We start from the raw sequence: 18,605 nt of genomic DNA on the forward strand, positions 1-18,605 counted from the left end.
CACCGGGCGGGCACAGCCGACGGCGCAGGCTTCGATGCCTGGCGCCTGCGGACGGAGTGCCACCGTACCGGCGTTTCCGAGCTCATGATCGAGCTCGTACTCCGCCGGACCGGCTGCGGCGTCATACCCGCGCGGACGGTGCCAAACCATCCAAAGCGGCCGTAATGTCGAAGGCGTCGATCGTCATCAACTCTTCGTCGGTCATCGAAAGGATATCCGCGTTGTCCCTTGTGAAGCGGTAGTCGCGTTCGGCCTCGGCGGATTCGACCACGTTGCGCACGAAGCGGCCGTTGCCTGCCAGGTCGATCAGTCGCCTGCCGTTCTTGGTTTGCGCGGCCAGTTGCTCACAACGTGCGCGCAGCACCTCGCGCGCGTCCTCGGAGAGGATCGAATCCTTTTTGCCCGCAATATGATCGGCGATCTGCACCAGCTCGTCCGCGCCATAACTGGCGAATCGGATGCGCTTGGTGAACCGGGAGGCGAGACCGTCGTTGGACGCGAGGAATCGGTCGATCTGATCCTCGTATCCGGCGATGATCACGACCAGCTTGTCCCGGTCGTTCTCCATTCGGGCCAGCAGCGTGTCGACCGCTTCCTTGCCGAATGCGTCACCGCCGGAAAGGCCTTCCTGAATCAGCGTGTACGCCTCGTCGATGAACAACACCCCGCCGAGCGCGGAATCTATCAGCGCGTTGGTCTTCGGTGCGGTGTGGCCGAGGTGCGTACCGACCATGTCGTTGCGGGAAACCTCGATCACATCGGCATTTTCGACGACACCGAGTCCGGCGAAGATCTTGGCGATGACTCGGGCGATCGTGGTCTTACCCGTACCGGGCGGACCGGAGAAGATCAGGTGCTGCGACCGCGAATCCACTGCGAGTCCCCGCTTGGCGCGGACTTGGTCCATCAACACACCGGACTTGAGCCGGTCGACCTGCTCCTTGACCGAGTCCATACCGATCTGCGCCTGCAGCAACTCGGAGGCCTCGGCCAGTTGCGCGTCTCGTGCCGCTCGCGCGACGGACGCCGCGGCTTCGGCAGGATCGTCGCCGGAGGTCGGATCCCATTCGTTGGTGCGGGACGCGATGACATCCGGCGTGGCGACCTCGAGCTTGTAGGTCTTGTCCCGAACCGCGCGCTGCCATTCCTCGCGCTCCTGCCACAGGCCGGACCCTTGCAGACCCTTGAGGATCTTGTCCGCGGCCTCATGATCACTGTTTTGCCGCAGCAACATCCCGAGCAGGAAGTGCGCATCCGCCCACAGGTAGGAAAGGTTTCCCGAGGAACTGTCCTCGACGATGCGCTGGGCACGCGGCATGGCCTCACCGAATCGCCCGAGATGCGCCAGCGACTGAGCCGCCATGAGTTCGGCCGCGATATCGAGCAACCCGTCTTCCAGCGAGGGGCGCGCACTTCTGGCCGAGAGCACGTCCGACCACCGCTTCGTTCGGAAGAACAGCGACATCCGTACGAAGTGGGAGACGTCGTCGCTGGGCACCTCGTCGAGAATCGCGACGGCTTCCTGCCATTCGCCGCCCTGGGCATACGAACACGCCTGCGCTATCGCGATCTGATCACGGTCCGCCATGGCGACCCGCAGCCCATACATGCCGATCTCGACCTGACACCACAGCGCACGGTCGACAAGGCCGGCGCGCTGCTGGTCGCGGTAGAGATTGTGCACCGAGCGGTAGGCGCCGTAGATCACCTCCGAGGTGACCTCACCTGCCATCGCGCGCCCGAGCCAGGCATCGCACATATCCGGATCGAGGTCGGTGGCCGCCCGGAACGCCGCGGACGCATGCTGGTCATTGCGCACACCCCCGGCGACCAGCGCCAAACTTTGAACCCCTGTGTAGAACGCGTCCTCGGCCGCTGACAATTCGGGCTTCCCTTCCGCCGATCTCGCCTGACCGAACGATAGTTACTGTCGGCCATGATCAGGTTCCCACTATTCCCATTGCAGGGAAGCTCGGGTCGGAGCGCTCCGGGTGGCGGCGCATCCACCTATAGAACAGTTTTGAACGTGCCGTCACTTGACGGTACGGTTCGCCGCAGGTCGCCAGATACCCTTCCGGCGGCCCGCTTCCGACGGTGGCTGACGGCCGCGATCCGGCCCGTCAGCCACTGCGAAGCACTCCGGGTGGAGTCGAGGATTTCTTGCCGTCAATTGAGTGCACGCTATTGAACGTTCCGTCATCTTAGGGTAACGTTGAACACAGGTCGTCGGTCCCTCATCCCGCACGATCTCGCCAATAGCAACGGCCGGTAGCGCCGGCACGCCACCGGCCGTTGCTGGGCACATTCCCCCGAATCGCGAGCTGATCTCGACGGTTCGTTCTCATACTCTTCCCGAGCCCCGGTAGCTGCGCTCCCCACCGACGAGAAGCCTCGTCGGTGGCGGCGGCTCGTCCCGCGCACCCGGTAGCTCTCAGGCGAAACCTCGACACGCACCGCACGTACTCACCGTGGCGTCGGTCCCTTCTCGGCATCGGGCGCGGTGACGGTGGGCGCGATGACAGGGGGCGCGGTGACAGCGGGCACTGCCACAGGTGGCGGCCCGGAAGCTCCACTCGGCGGACCCGGTGTCACTTCGGCATGAGTGGCGGCGTCCGCAGCGACCGCCGCGTCACTGTTGCCTTCGGCAGTCTGCTCCGGACGACGGCGCGACGGCGCCGCGGTGACAGCGGGCGCGAAAACCCCTGGCACGACCTCGGACTTGCGACGAGCCTTGGACCACGGCGTTTTGCCCGTACTCCCAGCGACCAGCGGCGCAGCACCCGAGGAAGGAAGAGCCTTCGACGGCAGCGACTTCGAGGACTTCGAGGACTTCGGAGATTTCGAGGATTTCGAGCGCTTCGCGCGACCCCACGGCGTCGCGGGACCCGAACCTCGGCCGGCCTGAGGCCGAGGGGGGGCGCTGCCACCGGCCGGCTCCGACGCGGAAACCGGTTGGTGGTCTCCGATTCCGACAACCGGCTGCCCAGATGCCGCGGTCGGAGCATTCGGCGCCTCCGCCGCCATGGAAACCTGCGCACCGGGCCGGCTTCCGAACCGAGTCCCATCGTCCTGGCCACCGGCTGCCGCGGCGACCGCGTTCTCACGACCGAGACCCCTTTTCTCACTACCGCTGTCACCCCGGTTCTCGCTACCGATGTCGCCGCGGCTCGCCGCGTCACCCGCGCGTGCCTGCGGACCGCCCGCCGCTTTATCGGACTGTCCCGGGGCATCATTGGGGCGATCTGCCGAAATCGAGGGCGGTGCCGAGGAACCCGAGGGCTGCGTCGCCCCGGCAGCCGGTCGGCCCGATGACTCGGCGCGGTGTTCGGAAGACCCGGCCGACTGCCGACCATCGAATGGCCTGCCCATGTCACCGCCTCGGCGATCGGCACCGGCGGAGGGGCGATCGGTCAGCTGTGGCTGGGCGATCCCGCGGGGCGATTCGGACGGATATCTCTGTCCGACAGGCGATCCGCCGTCGACACGCGGCGGCAAGGAGGCACCGCTCGGTCCGCCGCCGTCCCTTGGTGGCGCGGAGTCGAAGGTGCCGGCGTCCCACCGCACCGGAGTGGTGAAATCCAGCGGCGCCACATTGGCGGCGAATGTCGCGGCATGATCGAGGATGGCGTCGGCATGATCGTCCAGCACCTTGGCATACCGCCGAACCTCGTCGGGTTCGATACGCAGTGTCGGCGAGCTCGTACTGTCCGGCACACCAAGGGCATTGCGCGCGGCTTCGTAGACAACGCCGTTGATCATCTGCTCGATGGTGTGTTCCAGCGGTTCGATGGCTTTCCCGATGACCTCGGCGATGATGTAGGCCACCAGCATCTGCGTCATCTGGTCACACAACCGCCGCGCGGCAGTGGCCACGGTCGGCCCGGCCATAGCCATCCCGGGCGTGGCCATGACTGTCAGGTAGGTCACCGCAAGCACAGCGAGCTCGGCAAGCACCGCGACCTTGACAACGGTGATCACCTCCGCCGCGATATCCAGCGCCTTCGCCACGAAGCGGCATGCTCGATCGAGGTCAGCCATGTGCGTCGTGCTCATAGCCGCCCACGACACGACCAACTGCTCGTAGGAGTAGCCCGAATAGACCGAGCCCATTTCCTTGACCGCACCGGTCGCCGACTGGTGCGTATCCGCCACGCTGGTGGCGAAGGTACGCACGTGCTCGGCGAGAGCTCGGACATCGTCCTCGTTGATGTCCGGATACGGGACACCGACCATGTTGAGGAAGAAGACAACCTCGCTCGGAATCTCTATGGCCACGCGATGGTCTCCGTCACGACAGCCGACTCAAAGCACCCGCACGACGACGGCATCGCTGGACATGCGTGAATATTTAACCGTCGAACCGGAGTAGGGAGCCTCGATAACCATGCCGTTGCCCGCGGCGAGCTGGACGTGCTCCGGCCCCCGACTACTGAACGAAGTACCGGGGAACACCAGGTCGCCTGGTTGAACATCGTTGGGGTGCACACGAACTCCGCTATAGATCTGATCGTAGGTGGTGCGCGGCAGCACGACTTCACCATTGGTGGCCTGCGCGATCGCGTACTGGGTGAGACCGGAGCAGTCGAAGCCGCCTCCGCTCGGACCACCCGCGCCGCCGCCACCCCAGATATACGGGGCCCCCAGCCAGGATTTCGCGGCGCTGACCGCGCTGCCGCCCTTCGTCCCGTCCGACGGCGCCATGCTTCGGCGCTGCAAGCGGGACGACGACCGTGAGCGGCTCCGACCACGACGGCGCGCTGTTGTTCCGCGCTGACGACGCCTCGGCTGCGGCATGGGGGGTGGCATGATTCGCGCAGCCTGCTGCTGCGCCGCAGCGACATCGGCATTCACCCGTTTGGTGGCATTGACAAGGGTCGACTGTGCGGCATCGAGCAAGGCAGGACCGCTGAATCGCGTGTCGCCGACCGAGGAGATCGCCTGAACCCGCGCCTGCAGATCCGCGATCTGATTGTTCAACCGGTGACGGCCGTTGACCGTCCCCTCGCCGGATTCCGCGACGGCCTTGTGCGTGACACCATCCTTGCCCGCATGTGTCTCGGCCACCGATGTGTGCATGCCGCGCGCGTCGGTGTAGCCGACAACGCTTTTTCCCTGATGACTGTTCAAATCAGCAGCGATCATCTGGTACGTCGCGTTCCGACCTGCTTCGGGCGAGCCTTCGCCATAGAGCCCGAGTAGCAATTGCATGACCCCGTACAGGTCGCCCGTCAGTTCCGGTGCCATTCGACCGACTCGCCTTCGCGCATCACCGACCGCCTTTCCTGTTCTGCTCGGACATCATGTCGGCGACCCGCATCCGGCACCTTCCCCATCGAAAGGATTTCGCATTCAACTATGCGGACTTCCCAACCATGGGAAGCCCGGACAATAGGGGGGACTCGTGAGAGGTGGTGGTCACATGGCGACAGAGGTGAAAGCCGTCGACAATAGCGCGAAGGTGCGGACGGCTGCCACACCGCTGTCGACCCTCGCCGCGGGCAAGAACTACTGGCCTGTGGAACTGGTCCGTCCGCCGGGCGTATCGGAAGGTGTGACTGCCTACATCACGCTGGCCGAAGGCGCTATTCAGAACGCGGTCGACCTGCTCGGCAGAGGAGTGCCGAAACCACCGCCCGACGTCAAAGAACTCCTGCAACCGTCGGTGTACGAGATCGTCGGCAAAGGCGAGGCGACGGACGCATACCAGCAGATCATCGACACCGTCGAGGCCACGCAGACGTGGTTGTTGATGGAGGACAGCAAGGTCATCAAGACGTCCGTGAAGGTGGCCGCCGAACAGAATATGACGTTACGCGGCATCCAGCGTATCGTCACAGAACTCAACACCAAGCTGAAGGCCGTTGGAACTGCCAAGCTGAAGCCCGCGCAGGAGACCGCCCTGCTGAAGCTGATCGTCAATGCCATCGAGGCGGTGTACAAGAAAGTCACGGCAGTCGCCGAGCTCAACGAGGATATCGCCAACGGCGGCGAGAAGCCGAACCCGAACAAACCCGCACCTATCCCGCCGGGCGGGAACAACGGCGGCGGAGGCGGAGGCGGCGGCGGTCCGAGCATCCTCGAGCAGTTGATGCCGATGCTCGGGATGGTCCCGATGATGGCGATGCCGTTGGTACAGATGATTCCGGAGCTGCTCAAGAAGGACGAGCCCGCCGAGGACGACCGTGGTCGCGAGGAACCGGTCGGCCAGACACCGCCCCCCGCTGCGGCCGCACCGCCGCCGGGCGATCCCAACGCGCAGCCGCCGGGCGATCCCAACGCGCCGCCGCCTGCCGAGAGCAACGGTGCTCCCCCCGCCGGCGCTCCCGCGACTCCGGTTTCGGCGATGATGAGACCTGCGGCCCGCTCCCGCCGACGGACTGACGAGCAAGCCGGTTCAGCAGTCGGCACCACGCCGCAAGACGAGGATATCGAGGAGGACGACGCGGAAGCGCCGCCCGAGGTGGTCGATATCTAGCGGTACGCGACATCGGTCGACTGATGCGCTGCTAGTGACCCCGGATCGGTCGGTAGCGTCCGTGGCACCGCCGAAGGACGCAATGGGCACCGATGTGCGCGCATCAGCCCTATTGGGTTGAAGCAACGAGGAATGCCGCCCTCGCGAACAACGCACCGTCGGCTCGACGCCAGCACGGCCGCAAAGCATTCGACGCGGACTGCCGCAGCAGGTGGCACGAGGACTTCTCAGGTGCCGGTCGGCGTGGTGATGGCCGGCGGACTCGGCGGCGAGGCAACCGCAGGCGGCGCGACGGGCGTCTGCCCGGAAGTGTCGAGGTCGGTGCCACTCGGGTGCGCGAATCGCACGATTGCCTGCCACGTAGCCGAATCTCCGCGCGTGCCATGGTATGCGGCCGCGCGGTCGTTCATCGCCTTCTGCACCGCTTCGGCAACCGCCGACGATGCCTTCCGGGACGGTGCACCCTCCAGCTTCGAATTCACCATGGCGTTCGGTCTACTCACCGGGTGGCGGGGGTGCCGCCAGATCGGTCGTATTTTATAGAGGCTGGCCGGCTTCGAATCGGAGACGTCAGCCATTGGTTCACCTCACACCCGTTCGACGAGGTCTCGATCGTCAGCCGGCCGATGCGTTGCGGCATCGGCCGTTTCACTCCTGCAGCAGACCTCAGGGCTGCTCGGGGGCGATACCGGGCAATACAACGGGAGGCGGTGTTGTCGGCGCGACCACAGCGCCCGCGGGCGGCCCCGACTCGACAGCTGGAGCGGTGACCGCACTGGGCGTGACGACAGGACGGCCGACGCGTTCGGGGGCGGCGGTCGAAACCGCAGCAGGGGTCTCCACGAATTGTGGATGCTCCACGATCTGCTCGTGCGCGTATACGGCGTCACGCAGACGCTGCCTTGTCGACTCCTCCGCGAGCAATAGCACCAGCTCGTTGCAGCGTCGGTCGAACACCATGTCGCGCAACCCGGCGACTTCTGTGTCGACCCGCAACTGTCCGAGCTCCACCCGGCCGACATCGACCCGCTGCGACAGCATCGATGCCGCCAAGAGGTCGTCGGCGTCACGCAATTCGTCCCACAGCTGTCGCGGCACCGTCTCACCCGACTGCACCGCGGACAGGATCCGTTCCCGCAGTCGTCGCGACTCGAGCGCCTGGGCAGGCGCGCTCCCCGACCGTTGCACTCGGGTATGCGCGTCCGCCGCCAGTTCGACGCAACGCGCGCTGAGCCGCGATTCGTCGACTGCGGCAACGTGCTCCAGTGCCGAAACCGAGCCGGTCAGCCCGAGACGATCGGCGGTATCCGGCGTGAAGTCGCGCAGATCGACGTCATAGGCCGGACCGACGAGCCCGTCCATCGCGACATTGCTGAACCGGGATCGCAAGCCGGGGTCGATCGGTCCTGACGACACGAGTGCCGACAGCTCGGCGTTGGCCTTCGCGCCCCAGGCAAGTCCGAACTCCGCAAGCACTCGTGCCGGGTCGGATACACCTTCCCATGGCGTGGCATTACCTGCCGTGTCCTCGCCGAGCAGCTCATCCCACAGCCATGGCGTGGACACTTCACGAGGCAGGAACAGTTTCGCGGGCATCCATCCGCGGCCTTCGTTCGACGTGATGAATATGCCGGCCCCGGCCGGACCCCGCATCACCGAGACCGCCCAGGCCATTCCGACCGGCGATTCCACCGCCGCCAGCACACTGGCCAGCAGAGTCCGAGCGAGTACAAGGTCGTCGTTCACCTGGTCTCCGACGACGTACGCAGGTTCGGCCTCCTTCGCCTTCGCGGCGGCGAACGCGGCGCCGAATGGCGTCATCATCGGCACCGGCATCGGCGGCTGGCCGTCGGAGCGGGCGGCCGTGCCGCTCGACGATGTCGGCGGCATCGGACCCTCGCCCGACCCGAAGACCGGAGCGGCGGTCGTCGGGGGGATCCCGACGGTCGACGATGGCGTCACGCTGGTGGTCGGCGGTCCCGATGGGCCGCCTCCGGCTCCCGGAGTACTCGAGGTTCCCGCATGGTCGGTGTTGGGCATGGTCACGCCGGGCGCGCCGGAAGGCCCGGCGCCCGACGCCGGGCCACCCGGTTGCACAGCGGCGGGGTCCTGGCCGGACCCCGGAGCAATCGTCTGTGGGGTTTCGGTCCCATCGGGCTGGGTACCGGCGGGGCCGCCGGGCACGGGGCCGCCGGGGACCGGGCCGCCGAGCGGAGGCGGCGTCGGATCGGTCTCGACCGGCGGCCCGGTGGGGCGGTCGTGCAGATCGGCGGCGTTCCGAATCCGCGAAGCGAATTCCTGGTCGCCCCGTTCGAAGGCGAGCGCTGCGTCGCGCAGCTTCCTCGCGGTTTCGTCGTGCTCGCTGGCAAGGGCTTCGCCCGCCCGTTCCCGCGCCGAGTAGTAGTTGTTCAGCGCTTTGTAGACCGGGTCAGCGATCGCACCATAGGTTGCCGGGAAGCTGGCAAGCCAGTCGGCGGGTGGCTTCGACCATTCACGGGTGTCTGCGGCGACTCGTTCGTGTTGAAGTGCCAACTGACGCAGCACCGCGGGGTCGATATCCACGTAATTCGGCATGAACGACCAGATCCCTTCCACCCAAGACCTCATCATTGTCGATTCTCCCCACTGCTGGGGATATCGACCGGCTCATCCGATACTCACCGGCAAGTCGGATCGGACTGCACCGCAGACCTTCTGGCGACGGCTCGCGATCAGCGACCGGGCCCGGCCGTGATATTCGGCCGACGAGACATCTGGTCGGCAGCCGCCGCACCTCCGGACGCGGGTGCCACGAAGGACGGGTGCCCGACGAGTTGCGCGTGCGCATAGATCCCATCGCGCAGGTACTGCCGCGTCGGCGCGTTCTCCAGTAGCAGCACGAGTTCGTTGCACCGCCGCTCGAACACCATCGCACGCAAGGCGCCCATCTCCGAGGCCGATCGGCCGTCGGACTGCTCGGATCGCAACTCGCCCAATGCGACCCGGGATACATCGGCCCGTCGCGACAGCATCGACGCCGCCAACAGGTCGTCGGTGTCACGCAGCTCTTCCCACCAGTCCTGCGCTACCGGTTGCCCTTGGCGCACAGCGGCGAGGATCCGCGCACGCAGTGCGGGTCCATCGAGCGCGTGCGGAGATCCGAGCCCAGCCTTGGTGATTCGAACGTGTGCGTCCGAGGCCAGGTCCACACATCGTGCGCCGATGTCCGATTCCGGCGTAGCTACGGCTCGATCGAGCAGTGCGGGCGCCCCGACCAGCCCGAGACGGTCGACGAGACCTGCTCGCGGGGCACTCAAATCCATCGCCGACGACGGTCCGACCTCCCCTTCCGACGGCACCTCCCCCAACTGTCCGCGCAAATTCGGCTCGATCGGCTCCGACGATACGACGGCCGTCAGGCGAGCCCCGGACTTGCGCCCCCAGGCCAAGCCGAATTCGGCAAGGACACGTGCCGGATCCGAAACGCCCTCCCAGGCGAACCCGTCGGAAACCTCCCATACCCAGGGTGTGGACACCTCGCGTGGCAGATACACACCAGCGGGAAGCCACCCGCGGCCCTCGTTCGACGTGACGAATGCGCTGATGCCACCGGGGTGCCGCATCACCGACACCGACCATCCCAATCCGACCACCGACGAACCGACCGCAGCGAGCACGCCGCCGAGTATCGTGCGCGCCAGCACCAGATCGCCGTCTACGCGGCTTCCGAGCACGAAGGCAGGGGCGGCGGCGGATGCCATGGCGGCACCGACCACGTCACGGACCAATTCGTTACTGCCTCCCGCATCGTCGGCCTTCCCATCCTTGTCCGGGACGTCGCTGTTCGGAGGCTGCGATTTGATGCCGGGAGCCGAGGGGTTCGGCACGGACGCACCGGAGCCGGCCGAGACCTTGGGCATCGCGGTCGGTCCTCGCGATTCGGTGGACGCCATCGTTGGGCGGATCTGATTCGGCGACTGCGCCGACGCCGCGGAGGCGGCGGACGCAGCGGACGCACTGGAACCGGCCGAGGTCGCGGATACACCGGGGGTAGCGGAGGTATTGACTATGGGCCCACCATTCGTGGCAGGCATGACCGATGGCGACATGACCATCGGTACCGAAGGCATCATGGCCGGATCGCTCATGGACCCGGTCGCCGCCATCGACGAATCGAGCTCGGATTCGCCTGTCGATTCGGAAGTGGTTGCCGCGACCGACTTCTCGTCGGCACCGGACTCGGCGGCGGCACTGCGCGAACCCGGCTCGGTGTCGTTCTCGGCCACACTGCGCCCACTGTCGGCGGGGCTCTCGCCCGCCGACGAGGGACGCGACGCCCCGACGCCGGGCGCGACGCCTGGATGGTCGTCCAGCCCGGCCACCGGCGCGTAGACCGGTGCTGCCGTCGGACCACCGCCTGTCGAGGAGGTGAACGGTGCTTCCGCCGTCGACGGCGGAAGCACGGAGATCTCCTCCGCAGGACCGCGGCCGGATCTTTCCCAGGATTCGCCGGTCGGGTCGGTGATCTGCGCGGGCGGACCATCATCGTCCGACGGCGGACCGCCGACGCTGTCCGGCCACGGGATCAAGGGCAAGCCATGGTCCTTGCCAGAGCCGGTGGGCAGCTCGCCCTTATGACCAGGACCGGAGTGATCCTTCGCCGGCCGATGCCCCGGCCGGCGACCGGTCGGTGTCGGATCTCCGGTACCCCATGGACCTGGCAACCCCAAGGAGCGGGCGATGTCGTCCAGGCTGGGCAGGCCGTGTGGGCTGATCGACTGGAGCGCGCTGCGTACTACGTCTTCGACCTCGTCTTTGGCCGAGTCGATGATGGCGGCATTCCGCGCCTGGATCGACTCGGCATCGGATTCTTCCTTTTGTTCGGCAGCGTCGCGTGGCACGGGCTGAATCCGCGCGGTGGCTCGATCGACGATGTCCAGAATGTGGTTCCGGGTCCGATACACCAGATCGGCGAAATCCCCGTAGGTGTCGGCCGCCGCGTTCAAAGCGTCCGCGAATGCCTGCGCGGTACCCCTCCTGCGGAACATCTCGTCCTTGATCGGCCGCAAGCCCGCACTGGCTGGCACCTGATCGTCGAATGCGCGGCGCTTGCGTTCCGCGTCGACCAGGTCCAGCGCGGCGGCACCCTCGCGCGCTGTCCGTTCGAGTGTGCGCCAATCGCCAGGGGAGATCGCCGGCCAGTTGTCGCCGACGATCTCTTTCCAGTGCGGGCTACTGCGGTCCGGCTCCATCAGGCTTCGTGTCGGCGGATCTTGGCGCCGCCGATAATGTCCTGTGTCTGGAGTTCGTTCACCGCGTACTTGGTCCGCCCCTCGATTTCCGGCGTATGACGGACAAGGGCACCGATCGCCTCGACGAACTTCGACACGATCGCGTCATCATGCGTCGCGGTGAGCTGACGGTCGAGTTCCGAGTCTCGGCGGCGCGGTAGCGATTCGTTCAGTCGTTCGGCGGTCCCGGCAACCTGGCCGATGACCGTGGCGAGGGCGCCGGCGAAGGCGGCGGCCGCCGCCTTGACCTCATGTGGCTCACCTATATGCAGCATGTCGGTGTCCTGTCTCGGCGTGACGGTGATCTGATTCAGGAGGTGGTTCTGCCGAACACCTCGTCCTCCATGGCCCGATAGGCAGCTTCGGTGGGGAGGTCGAACGAGTCGATCGTGTACGACTGGGTGCCTTTGTACGCCATCTCGGCCCGCAGCCCGACCCGTGACTTCGCGTGTGCCAGCCGGGCGCATCGGAGGATTTCGGCCGCCAGCCAGGTGTCGCCGTTATCGCGTGCGTCGTCGGTGATGTGCATACCGACAACCTCACCATCCCGGTCGCAGGCAACACCTACGGTGTTGTCGGGATTGAGTACCTCGTAGACCATGCTGCGCCAGTCCGGCTCGTCGGTGTCGACATTGTCGAGGTCGTCCGCGTCGATCGGGTATACGTCTTTCATCGGCTGCTCTCCGAGATTCGTTCTGCGGGTTGGGATCTGTACATGTGGTCGGAATCGGACCCGTGCGGAGCTCCGGCGGGATCGTTGGCAGGGTCTTCCAGTTGCGCCGCGAGTGCGGACCACGCGTCGTCCTTGATGGTCATGACGTGACGCAGGGGCCAGAAACTCGCACCCAGGTACATCTCCCCCGTGCCGTCGCCCCCGACGTCGAGGTAGTCGGTTCCGTCGCTCGTCGCATTGAGAGTGACCGACGTGAGCGGCGGGCGGGTGTCGTCGACATTGAGTACCGTCGCGCCGCCGCCGGGTATAAAGCTCTGCCGCAGCCGCGGACTGGTGCCGATCGCGACATCAGCACTGTTGGTGGTGATCGTGATCTCGGGATTCAACATCAGCTGGATCGCCCAGGATCTGGCCGCCTCCGCCGGACGGTCGGCGTTGATCGCAATCGTGAGAGTGGCCGCGAGATCGACGACAAGCAGCGCATGCGAGGTCGTGACGCCGACGATCACCAACCGCTTGGCGGTGCCGATCGGATGGGGCAGGTCATCCGCGGCGAAGGACGTGACGTCCGCGCCCCCACCACCGGAACCGGTCGCGGGATGCGCATTGACGGTCCCCGTCGCCACTTCGATCGTGTAGGCGGCGATGGTCTCGGATGCTCTGTCGGCCACCCCGGCCAGCCGCATGAGACCTTCCTCCTGCAGCCATCGCACAGTATCGGCGACAGTAACGTCGGGGACCCCTGCCATCGCACTCGGCGTGGTCATTACGCCTGGCTCGATGCCGTGGTGGACGCAGCAGATTCGGCCTCGGACGGCTCGGGCAGCGTGTTCACGACGACCTGATACTGCCGCCCGGCGTCCGCGGTGCTTTCGCGGATGGCAGCCATGATCTCCGCGACCAGCTCCGCGCTGGTGAGACGCGCGGCGGTGCCCGGTGCGAGATAGAGATCAGTGAGTCTGCCCATGGCATCGACCTCGGGGATGATCGCACCGCTCGGCGAAGGGCGCCGGGCTCGAATGCTATCGATCCGCTCGCGCATGTCGGCGATCCGGTGTCGAAGGTCGCGGGCGGCGTCCAGCGCCGCCTGCACGTCAGGATGGATGGAATTCATGCATTACCTCCGGGTTGGGACGAGTTCTGGTTGCCGGCGCCCGGTGTCGGTGGCGTGACCGTCGGTGCGATGGTCGGGCGCTCGCCGATCACCGCCTCGGTGTGTGGTGTGTCGTCGACATACATCAGGCGGTCAGGATGCCACGCCACCACCCTGTTGCGGTCGTTGTTGTTGCCCGCGCCACCACCGCCCATCCCCGGCGCCATCGGCATGTAGGGCATCATCGGCGCACCGGCCGCACCGCGAGCCGCTCCGGAAGCGGCGGTGCTGAGCGGATCTATCACCCCGGCGCGTGGCATCGCCGCTCCGCCAGCGAGGTTGCCCGAGATCGCAGGCAACGCGCTCGCGGCGAAGGTCTTGATCTGCGGAGCATCTATCGCGCCGGCGACGCCGGGCATCCCGCCACCGCCGCCACCGCCGCCACCGAGGCCGCTCGGAATCCCGAGATCCCCGTAATCGTCGTAGCCGTAGTCCCCAAGGTCGTCGAAGGACTCGGCCGGGTCCTGCGCGTTCTGCCCGAGCCCGGACATCGCGCTCATCAAGGCAGGCAACATCGAGCTGAGCGCGCTGCTGTCGCCACCGCTACCACTATTGTCGCCGCCGCCGTTGTTGCCGTTGCCGTTGCCGCCCGAACCATCGTCCTCGGGAGCCTTGGCCTCCACCTCGGCAACGTATTTCGTCGCCGTCTCGGCTGAGCGCGCGTTTAATTCTTCGAACTTGGCGAGCGCCTTCTGAATCGCGAGCTGATTCTTCGACCGGATCGCAGCGACGAGTTCCTTGCGCGCGGCCTTGATCTCCTCCGGCGTCGGGTGTTTTGCCTTCGCGTTCCGAAACGCGTTGCTGTAGGTGTCGGCGTCGGCGGCCAGCTTCTGCATGCCGGTGCCGAGCTGAGTCAGCTTGCCCCTGCTGCGGTCGAGCTCGGCGGCCGCCTTGGTGCCGACCGGCCGCCAGCTCTCCATCATCCGCGCCGCACCGTCGACGAACCCGAGGGCAGCGGCGAAGGGGCCGCCTGCGAACGCCCGCACGGAGTCGGCGAACTTGGCTGCGGATCCAGGACCGGGGCCTGCGCGTAGTTGCTCGGCGAATGTCAACGGGTCGACAGATCCACCGCCCGTCGGGAAGGACAGCTTCGGCGGCTGTTGCGGTGCGAATTCCTGCACCTCGCCGACCGGATTGGTGACCAGCTCACCACCGCGACCACCCACCCTGCGGGCACCGCGATCATCTTGCGCGCTGTACTCGGCGGCCGCCTCCCCGATCTTGTGCGCAGAGCGCTGAACATCGTTGAGCAGCCCACGAACTCCGTTGGTCAGTTCTGCCCACGTCGCGTTGAGGTCGGGCACGTGCTGGGCCGAGATCTGGTCGGAGCCCGCGGGCACCACCCAGCTACGGGGCAGCGCCATCCCCATGTCCCGCGCCATCTCGGCAAGTTTCGTTGCCTCGATGACGAGTTGACGCACATCTACATCGAGCGCCATCGCCGCCTCCTCTCCCCACCTGTCGCTCGATCAGCCCGCGGCGACGGCCGGCACCATCGCGCTCGCGGACTGATCGGCCGGCGCCGACGTCGCGGGTGTGACGCCGCCGTCCGTCGGCGCGGTCAACTCGATACCGCGCGGATGCGCGAATCCGGTGAACTCGCCGAAGTCCCCGGCACTGACAGGTTCCCCGGATTTGCCGGATTCGCCCAGCTTGCCTGGTTCCCCTGGCGTGCCCGACTCTCCTGGTGCGACGAGCGCCCCAGGAGTGCTCGGTGCCCCGGGAACGCCGGAAACCGCCGCGTCATCGTCGGACATCTGCTGAGCGAACTGCACCAGTTCACCCTTGACGATGGCTTCCAACGTGCCGCCTTCCTCGGCGGGGAACACCACGAGCAACGCCGTGCGGCCACCCCAGACGGCCACGTCGCCCGTCATCAGCTGGTACGGATCGACACGCTCTCCGATCTGCTTGTTGTCTGTCCACTTCGCAGGCGTCTTCGCGTAGGCGGCCTGCGCGTTCGTGGATTTGGCATTGCCGAAGGCGGCATCGAGGGCCTGCGCGACAATCGGCGATACCTTTTGTGTCCGACCGTCTTTGAACGTGTACAGCACGCTTCCGTCTTCGCCAGGAACACGAGCGGGAGGGCCACCGGCCGGCTGGGTGGAACTGGTGCCGGGTGGCTGCGTCGTCGCGGGCGGAGCTGTCGCCGGTGCCGCCGAGGCGGGCGGAGCCGCCACCGCGGGCTGCGCGAGTGCAGGCGCTGGAGGGTTGAGCTCGTCGCGGTAACGGGGATCGAGTTCTTCGCGCCGATTGTTCAGGTCCTGGTCGGCCATTTGCCGTGCCATCGCCTGCTGCATCATCATCGGCAGCATCTGACTCATCATGTCCATACCGGCGCCCCCGGCCCCGGCGCCGGCCGAAGGGTAATTCGCGGGCGAGACCGGAGACGCGGGGATATTGGAGCCAGGCGTACCGCCTGGGTACGAACCGCCTGGCGTGCTGGTGCCCGGGTTCGTCGGGTCGGTGCCAGGGTCGGTCAGGTCGGGCGGGTCGGTACCGAGATCAGGCAACCCAGGAAGGTCGGGATCCGGACTGACGGGAGGTGGAGTCGTCCCCGGCGGTAGCGTAGTCGAGGGCGGATAGACGGGGGGCACGTTCGAAACGCGCTTGAGCTCGTCTTCCAGATTCTTATTGCGGTCGGTGAGGTCCTTTATCTGTTTTTCCATCCCGGCCGTCTTTTTATCGAGGTCGGCAGCCGTTTCCCCGTTGGCCAAACTCGCCGTTCTAATAGCGTTCGCGGCGGCTTCGTGCGCCTTGATCACATAGGACCAGATGTGTTCGTCAATTTTCATCGCTGCGTTGCCGGGTGGAACGGTGGGTGCGGATTCATTGACCATCAGGATCACTTTATTGAGTTCGGTCTGAGCCTTGACACCAACAGCCTCGGTCCGCTCCGTCGCGGGTGGGATCGCCTTGCCCGATTCATAAAGAGTGTCGTATGCGGCTTGGAGCCGAGCCTGCGTGACTCCATAGTTCGTGAAACTACCGGCGTTTCCTTTGACCTGGGGTACTGTTCGCGCCTCCGGGGGCTTCGTCTTGGAGTCTTTGCCGAGACTGTCGTAATAGCCGACGAAATCGCGGTACATATTGATATACATTTCCTGAGTGGCTTCGGCGAAAACCCATTCAGGCGGATAGTCTTTCCCTTGACCCTGCACAACAGCAGCCCTGTCAGGGATCAGCATCCGGTGCATTTTCACGGATTCACTCCTCAGGCCGCCATGGTCTTGGGCGCAGCCGCAGGAGCGATCACATCAACGAACGTGGTCGGCATCTGGGCCTGATAGTTGGGTTTCGGAGTCTCGGCGGGCTTGTCAGCGAACCAGGAGGGGTCATTGGGATTGAAGAATTGGTTGGCCAGCGCAGTACCGACACCAGAAGTAAAAGCGCCGAAACCCGCGCGAGGCATTGATGCTTTCGCCGCATACTCCATCGCTTCGCGTGCAGTCGCAGCCCCACCACGCTTCGCCGCGATCGCGAATCCGATATCTCCGACACTGTGCAGAAGCCCCTTGACCCCACCTCCCGCCATACCTCCCGGTATAGCGCCCGCCAGCCCGCCGATCACGGCGCTCTCGACGCCTGCGGTCATCGCGTCGCCAAAGCCCTTGCCGTTCCCCAAACCCTCGGCGAACCCCCAGATACCGCTCGCGGCGCCACCGAGGAGCGCACCGCCGGCCGGGCCACCGAACGCGAACCCGACCGTGCTCGCCGCACCGGTCACGACAGTCTGAAGGGCGTCCTCGATATCGAAACTAACACCGAACAACTTCATGGGATTGCCTGCCTGACACGGTGCGGATGGCCACGTACGTGCCCAATTGTCGAGGATTCCCAATGATGGGAACCTGGATCTCGGCCACCCCAGCCAGGATGACTAGCGAAGACGTAAACTGACGTGCACGAATTGCCTTGTCCGCCTCACGTTCCCAGCCGCCGACGACGAGGAGTACCGGATGACCCACGTCCGGCGCCTGCCACTCGCACCCGCCGCGCCGCCGGTCGCCGATTTCCGCGTGCAGCGAACACCGCACGGTGAATCATGACCAGTACCGAGATGTCTTCACCCGGAACCGAATTCGAGATCGTCGAAGACGACGGCAAAGAGGGCGATCCACACTCCGCCCCGTCGACTCCGTGGTCGCAGAACAAGCGGGCTCGCCCCGGTGCCGGGGCGCCCGGTCAGCCGAATGGGTCCGGGGCGCCGCCCGCGTCGGCTCCGGGTCAGAATGGTGTGACCGCCCCTGGTCAGCACGGTGCGACTCCGCCGGCGCCGGCAAAGCCCGGAGTCGCGCCCGCTACCGGCGCGACTCCGGGCGCGGTCGCTCCGGGCCAGGCCACCCCCGCTGGGACGGCCCCGGTCCAGGCCCCGCCTGGTACGGCATCGCCGCCACCGGTGGTGCCGCAGGCGCGCCACGAGCCGGCGCCCGAACCGTTGATCGACCCGGACCTGGTCGAGAAAGCCCTGCCGGTCGCGGCGATGGCCGGAACCATGGCCATGACCGCGCTGCCCATGATCGCCTCCGCACTGGCCGGCCTGTTCAGCGGCGGCGGCAACGGCAGCGGGGGCACCGCACCCACCGAAGGCGCCACCACCGAGGGACAACTCTCACCGGAATCCCAACGCGCAATGGAAGTCCTGAAACTCCTCGCCAAAGTCTACGGAGACGACGAGACCACCGACCCCGAAGTCAACGCCATCCGCAAAGAACTCGGTGTCACCCCCAAAACCCGCACCGGCACCGGGAAAACCTCGGTCTCCATCAAAGCCCGCCGCCTGTACCAAGCCACCGCCGCCACCGCATTCAACAACCTCGACAACCAACTCGCCAACTACGTCACCAAACTCGCCGGCACCAACAAAGTCGACAAAAAAGCCGTCCTCGGACTCATCCGCGAAGTCAACGTCGCACTCGCCGAACTCGGAACACAGGCCTACACCAAACAAGGCCAACAAAAAGTCCGCCAAATCCTCACCGCCGCACTACAAAAAGCACAATCCATCGTCTCCGGCGGCAACACCAACGCCAC

15 protein-coding genes are annotated in these 18,605 nt (G+C 66.2%); 2 read left to right on the plus strand and 13 right to left on the minus strand.

Annotated elements, in window-relative coordinates:
- Positions 1-121: 121 nt before the first annotated feature.
- The 3 genes from eccA to ACFQZZ_RS24345 all read right to left on the minus strand — a co-directional run bounded on the left by eccA (position 122) and on the right by ACFQZZ_RS24345 (position 5,244).
- Positions 122-1,882 carry a type VII secretion AAA-ATPase EccA gene (eccA, locus tag ACFQZZ_RS24335; protein WP_378685003.1) on the minus strand — a complete coding sequence of 587 codons (1,761 nt, stop codon included), beginning with the start codon at positions 1,880-1,882 and terminating at the stop codon, positions 122-124.
- A gap of 581 nt (positions 1,883-2,463) precedes the next feature.
- On the minus strand, positions 2,464-4,275 hold the full coding sequence (locus tag ACFQZZ_RS24340; protein ID WP_378685005.1) for a hypothetical protein: 1,812 nt from the start codon (positions 4,273-4,275) through the stop codon (positions 2,464-2,466).
- Between the two features lie 27 nt (positions 4,276-4,302).
- Positions 4,303-5,244 (minus strand): C40 family peptidase, encoded by a 942-nt coding sequence (locus tag ACFQZZ_RS24345; protein ID WP_378685007.1) that lies wholly within the window; start codon positions 5,242-5,244, stop codon positions 4,303-4,305.
- Between the two features lie 175 nt (positions 5,245-5,419).
- Between ACFQZZ_RS24345 and ACFQZZ_RS24350 the strand changes: the two genes are divergently transcribed.
- Complete coding sequence (locus ACFQZZ_RS24350; protein WP_378685010.1) at positions 5,420-6,475, plus strand: hypothetical protein; 1,056 nt, start codon at positions 5,420-5,422, stop codon at positions 6,473-6,475.
- Between the two features lie 227 nt (positions 6,476-6,702).
- Here ACFQZZ_RS24350 and ACFQZZ_RS24355 read toward each other — a convergent pair whose 3' ends face one another.
- The 10 genes from ACFQZZ_RS24355 to ACFQZZ_RS24400 all read right to left on the minus strand — a co-directional run bounded on the left by ACFQZZ_RS24355 (position 6,703) and on the right by ACFQZZ_RS24400 (position 17,349).
- Entirely contained in the window at positions 6,703-6,960 is a 258-nt protein-coding gene (locus ACFQZZ_RS24355; protein WP_378685013.1) for a hypothetical protein, read from the minus strand.
- A gap of 181 nt (positions 6,961-7,141) precedes the next feature.
- Entirely contained in the window at positions 7,142-9,085 is a 1,944-nt protein-coding gene (locus ACFQZZ_RS24360) for a type VII secretion target (protein ID WP_378685016.1), read from the minus strand.
- 101 nt (positions 9,086-9,186) lie between these two features.
- Positions 9,187-11,706 (minus strand): hypothetical protein, encoded by a 2,520-nt coding sequence (locus ACFQZZ_RS24365; RefSeq protein WP_378685019.1) that lies wholly within the window; start codon positions 11,704-11,706, stop codon positions 9,187-9,189.
- The gene (locus tag ACFQZZ_RS24370) at positions 11,706-12,020 is read right to left on the minus strand and encodes a hypothetical protein (protein ID WP_378685021.1); all 315 of its coding nucleotides are present in this window, start codon (positions 12,018-12,020) and stop codon (positions 11,706-11,708) included. The genes ACFQZZ_RS24365 and ACFQZZ_RS24370 overlap by 1 nt, the downstream gene beginning before the upstream one ends.
- Before the next feature lie 35 nt (positions 12,021-12,055).
- Positions 12,056-12,418, minus strand: coding sequence for a hypothetical protein (locus tag ACFQZZ_RS24375; RefSeq protein WP_378685024.1), 363 nt, complete (start codon positions 12,416-12,418; stop codon positions 12,056-12,058).
- Positions 12,415-13,185, minus strand: a complete 771-nt coding sequence (locus tag ACFQZZ_RS24380) for a hypothetical protein (protein WP_378685026.1) — start codon at positions 13,183-13,185, stop codon at positions 12,415-12,417. The genes ACFQZZ_RS24375 and ACFQZZ_RS24380 overlap by 4 nt, the downstream gene beginning before the upstream one ends.
- Complete coding sequence (locus ACFQZZ_RS24385; protein WP_378685028.1) at positions 13,185-13,532, minus strand: hypothetical protein; 348 nt, start codon at positions 13,530-13,532, stop codon at positions 13,185-13,187. The genes ACFQZZ_RS24380 and ACFQZZ_RS24385 overlap by 1 nt, the downstream gene beginning before the upstream one ends.
- Positions 13,529-15,010 (minus strand): PPE domain-containing protein, encoded by a 1,482-nt coding sequence (locus tag ACFQZZ_RS24390; protein ID WP_378685031.1) that lies wholly within the window; start codon positions 15,008-15,010, stop codon positions 13,529-13,531. Before ACFQZZ_RS24390 ends, ACFQZZ_RS24385 begins: the two co-directional genes overlap by 4 nt.
- 30 nt (positions 15,011-15,040) lie before the next feature.
- On the minus strand, positions 15,041-16,774 hold the full coding sequence (locus tag ACFQZZ_RS24395) for a hypothetical protein (protein ID WP_378685034.1): 1,734 nt from the start codon (positions 16,772-16,774) through the stop codon (positions 15,041-15,043).
- Between the two features lie 11 nt (positions 16,775-16,785).
- Positions 16,786-17,349: a hypothetical protein gene (locus tag ACFQZZ_RS24400; RefSeq protein ID WP_378685037.1), complete on the minus strand. Its 564-nt coding sequence runs from the start codon at positions 17,347-17,349 to the stop codon at positions 16,786-16,788.
- Between the two features lie 267 nt (positions 17,350-17,616).
- On the opposite strand from ACFQZZ_RS24400, the gene ACFQZZ_RS24405 reads away from it, so the two are divergent.
- Positions 17,617-18,605, plus strand: a 989-nt coding sequence (locus tag ACFQZZ_RS24405; RefSeq protein ID WP_378685040.1) for a DUF4226 domain-containing protein, incomplete at its 3' end; no start/stop codon positions are given.

Origin of the sequence: Nocardia sp. GCM10030253 (genome assembly GCF_042675075.1) — a bacterium.
Taxonomy (GTDB): Bacteria; Actinomycetota; Actinomycetes; order Mycobacteriales; family Mycobacteriaceae; genus Nocardia.

Bases quoted from the DNA above. Each gene is read 5' to 3' on its own strand.
- ACFQZZ_RS24345 (WP_378685007.1), bottom strand. From the start codon at position 5,244: ATGGCACCGGAACTGACGGGCGACCTGTACGGGGTCATGCAATTGCTA.
- ACFQZZ_RS24350 (WP_378685010.1), top strand. From the start codon at position 5,420: ATGGCGACAGAGGTGAAAGCCGTCGACAATAGCGCGAAGGTGCGGACG.
- ACFQZZ_RS24355 (WP_378685013.1), bottom strand. From the start codon at position 6,960: ATGGTGAATTCGAAGCTGGAGGGTGCACCGTCCCGGAAGGCATCGTCG.
- ACFQZZ_RS24360 (WP_378685016.1), bottom strand. From the start codon at position 9,085: ATGATGAGGTCTTGGGTGGAAGGGATCTGGTCGTTCATGCCGAATTAC.
- ACFQZZ_RS24365 (WP_378685019.1), bottom strand. From the start codon at position 11,706: ATGGAGCCGGACCGCAGTAGCCCGCACTGGAAAGAGATCGTCGGCGAC.
- ACFQZZ_RS24370 (WP_378685021.1), bottom strand. From the start codon at position 12,020: ATGCTGCATATAGGTGAGCCACATGAGGTCAAGGCGGCGGCCGCCGCC.
- ACFQZZ_RS24375 (WP_378685024.1), bottom strand. From the start codon at position 12,418: ATGAAAGACGTATACCCGATCGACGCGGACGACCTCGACAATGTCGAC.
- ACFQZZ_RS24380 (WP_378685026.1), bottom strand. From the start codon at position 13,185: ATGACCACGCCGAGTGCGATGGCAGGGGTCCCCGACGTTACTGTCGCC.
- ACFQZZ_RS24385 (WP_378685028.1), bottom strand. From the start codon at position 13,532: ATGAATTCCATCCATCCTGACGTGCAGGCGGCGCTGGACGCCGCCCGC.
- ACFQZZ_RS24390 (WP_378685031.1), bottom strand. From the start codon at position 15,010: ATGGCGCTCGATGTAGATGTGCGTCAACTCGTCATCGAGGCAACGAAA.
- ACFQZZ_RS24400 (WP_378685037.1), bottom strand. From the start codon at position 17,349: ATGAAGTTGTTCGGTGTTAGTTTCGATATCGAGGACGCCCTTCAGACT.